Source organism: Chromobacterium aquaticum, from assembly GCF_021129195.1.
Classification (GTDB): Bacteria; Pseudomonadota; Gammaproteobacteria; order Burkholderiales; family Chromobacteriaceae; genus Chromobacterium; species Chromobacterium aquaticum.
In genome coordinates this window covers 1-3,211 of sequence record NZ_JAJOHW010000143.1, presented here as the reverse complement: position 1 = coordinate 3,211, position 3,211 = coordinate 1, and the positions used below count along the sequence as shown (strand labels likewise).

Genomic DNA, 3,211 nt, shown 5'->3' with positions numbered 1-3,211 from the left:
GGCGCGGCTGGTGACGCTGACCGATACCGGCGCCGACTGCCTGGCCCGGCGCATGCGGCTGCCGGCCGAACGCGTCGCCCGCATTCCGCACGGCAACCAGGCGCTGCCGGCCGCGCCGCTGCCGCCCTTGCCGCCGGAGGGTCCGCTGCGGCTGCTCTACTTCGGCTTCATCTATCGCGGCAAGGGCATAGAAGACCTGCTCGACGCGCTGGCGTTATTGCAGGAAGAGCCGGACACCCGCGACCGGGTGCGGCTGACCCTGGCCGGCGGCGCGGCGCCCGACATCGCCTTCGGCCGCTCCGGCTCCTATCTGGACAGCCTGCGTCAGCACGCCATCCGCCTGGGCTTGCGCCGCAATATGCTGGACTGGCGGCTGAACCTGCCCCCGGAGCAGATTCCGGCGCTGATCCAGGCTCATCACACCATGGTGCTGCCCTACCGCGAATCGCGGAAGCTGGCCTGGCTGGGCCAGATGCGCGGCACCAGCGGCGCCTTGTCCTGGGCCGCCGCCTGCGGCCGCGGCGTGGTCTGTTCCAATGCGCGCGCCTTTGCCGAAGAAGCCGCCCACGGCAATGGCGAAGTCTATCCACAGGGCGACAGCGCCGCGCTGGCCTGGGCGCTGCGCGGCCTGCTGCTGGAACCGCAGCGGCTGGCGCGGCACAGCGCCAGCGCCGGCGAACTGGGCGCCGAGCGCGCCTGGCCCAGCGTGGCCGCGCAGTTCCGCCGCCTGTTCGAGGCGGTGCTGACGGAGCGCGGTCATGACTAAACTCGCTCGCTGCCTCGTTCTGTTGCTGAGCTGCGTGTTCAGCGCCGTTGCCCCGGCGGAACAAACCCGGCTGACCGCCGCGCGGCCGGTGGTGTGGCGCGACTTCCTCGGCGTCAACGCTCATTTCCTGTGGTTCACGCCGGAGCAATACCAAGGCCAGATCCAGCAGCTCAAGGCGCTGGGCCTGGAATGGGTGCGGGTGGACCTGCATTGGGACCGCCACGAACCCAAGGAAAACCAGTTCGTGTTCGCGCCGCTGGATCAACTGGTGGACACGCTGAAGGGGCAGCGGCTCAAATCGGTGTTCTACCTGGTGGGCTCCGCTCCCTTCGCCAGCAGCGCGCTGCCGCTGCTTGGCCCCAGCGACCAGTTCCCGCCCAAGGACAACAAGGTGTTCGCCATGCGCATGGCCATGCTGGCCAAGCGCTATCCGGCGGTGGACGCCTGGCAGGTGTGGAACGAGCCCAATCTGCCCGGCTTCTGGCGGCCGCTGCCCAGCCCGGAAGGCTATGGCCGTCTGCTGCAGGCCAGCGCGGAAGCGCTGCGCAGCGCCGCGCCCGGCAAGCCGGTGGTGATGGCCGGCATGGCCTACTACAGCCAGATGCCGGTGCGCGGCGGCCTGATGCTGGAAGAACTGGGCAAGAAGGGCGGGCTGGACCTGGGCGCCATCGTCGCCTACCACCCCTATAGCCAGCAGCCGGAAGGCGACGATCCCAAGGCGCGCGACTTCGTGCTGCGCGCGCAGCAGATCAACGCCCGGCTGCGCCAGGTCAAGGCGCCGGCGATCTGGGCCACCGAATGGGGCTGGTCCAGCTACGCCGGCCCCAAGGAAGAGCAGGAGCTGATCGGCCGCGACGGCCAGGCGGATTATCTGTTGCGCCGGCTGGCGCTGATGAGCGCGCTGGATTACGACCGCATCTTCCTATTCGCGCTGTCGGACCTGGACCAGCGCGCCAGCGTGCGCGACCGCGGCTACGGCCTGCTGGACCTTGCCGGCAAGCCCAAGCCGGCCTACCAAGCGCTGGCGCGCTTCCTCGCCGCCACCGGTCCCAGGCTGAATCCGGCGCCGGCGCCGCAGCTGGACGCCGCGCCGGATGATCTCTATAGCATTGGCTGGCGCAAGCCGGACGGCACGCGGCTGTGGATGTTCTGGAGCGCGAGCGGCGGCGCGGCGCGGCTGCCGGGCATCCCCCGCGCCACGCTGCACCAGCCCTTGAGCGGCGGCCGGCAGGCGCTGCGCGCCGTCGGCGGCCTGCTGAAGGTGGCGGTGAAGCCGCAATTGCAAATCCTGGAGTGGCGAGAATGAATGTGCAGCCCGTTGCCAGCGTCGCCGGCGGCCCGCCGCTGCGCATTTTGTGGACCTTGCCCTATCTGCCTTGGCCCACCACCAGCGGCGGCAAGCTGCGCCAATTCCACTTGCTGCGCGCGCTCAGCGCGCGCGGCCACCGCATCACCGTGCTGGCGCAGAGCAAGGACGCGCTTGGCGCCGATAGCCGCAGCCAACTGGAAAGCGTGGCCGAGCGGCTGATCGTGCTGCCGCGCCGGCCGCTCAAACACCCGCTGACCCTGTTGGCCGCCGCCCTGGCGCCCTATCCGCTGCTGGCCAGCGTCAATGGCCTGGCGCCGGCGTTGCGCCGCACCTTCGGCGAACTGCTGGAGCAGCCGTGGGACGTGGTGCAGATCGAGCACAGCTACGCCTTGCAACCCTTTCTGCCGGAGCTGCGCCGCCGCCGTCAGCCCTTTGTGCTGACCGAGCACAATGTCGAATCCACGCTGGGCGCGGCCACCTACCAGGGCCTGCCGCGCTGGCTGGCTCCCTTCGTGCTGTGGGACCGCTGGCGCTACCGGCGCTGGGAGGAAACCGCGCTGGGCGCGGCCGAGCGCGTCGCCGCCGTCACCTGGGAAGACGCCGCGGAGATGTCCCGGCGCAGCGGCCGGCTGGTGGACGTGGTGATCAATGGCGTGGACGCGGCCGCCTTCGCCGCGGTGCGGCCGGCGCTGGACAGCCAGCGCCTGCTCTTCGTCGGCAATTTCGAATACCCGCCCAATCGCGACGCGGTGGAATGGCTGGCCGGCGAGATCATGCCGCGGCTGTGGCGGCGGCTGCCGCAGGCAAGGCTGGCGGTGTGCGGCCACGCGATGCCGGAGAGCTGGGCGCGGCGCTGGCCGGACGCGCGGCTGGAATGGCAGGGCTTCGTGCCGGCCTTGCCGCCGCAGCAAGGCCGCGCCGCGGCCTTCATCGCGCCGCTGCGCGAAGGTGGCGGCTCCAAGCTCAAGGTGCTGGAGGCGCTGGCGGCCGGCCTGCCGTTGCTGAGCACGCCGCAGGGCGTCAGCGGCCTGGCCTTGCAGCATGGCCGCGACTGCCTGCTGGGCGAGGACGCCGCGCAACTGGCTGCTGCGGCGGCGGAATTGCTGAGCCGGCCGGACCGCGCCGCCGGCCTGGGC

Annotated in this window: 3 protein-coding genes; all 3 read left to right on the top strand. The window is 71.3% G+C overall.

What is annotated here, in order from left to right; translation table 11 throughout:
- The coding region (locus LQT98_RS20055; RefSeq protein ID WP_231464633.1) for a glycosyltransferase at positions 1–766 on the top strand (766 nt) is incomplete at its 5' end.
- Complete coding sequence (locus LQT98_RS20050) at positions 759–2,072, top strand: beta-galactosidase (protein WP_231464631.1); 1,314 nt, start codon at positions 759–761, stop codon at positions 2,070–2,072. The genes LQT98_RS20055 and LQT98_RS20050, both read left to right, overlap by 8 nt.
- On the top strand, positions 2,069–3,211 hold a 1,143-nt coding region (locus LQT98_RS20045; protein WP_231464628.1), incomplete at its 3' end, for a glycosyltransferase family 4 protein. The genes LQT98_RS20050 and LQT98_RS20045, both read left to right, overlap by 4 nt.

What these genes read in the sequence shown, in the direction of transcription:
- LQT98_RS20050 (WP_231464631.1), top strand. Translation starts at nt 759, where the DNA reads ATGACTAAACTCGCTCGCTGCCTCGTTCTGTTGCTGAGCTGCGTGTTC.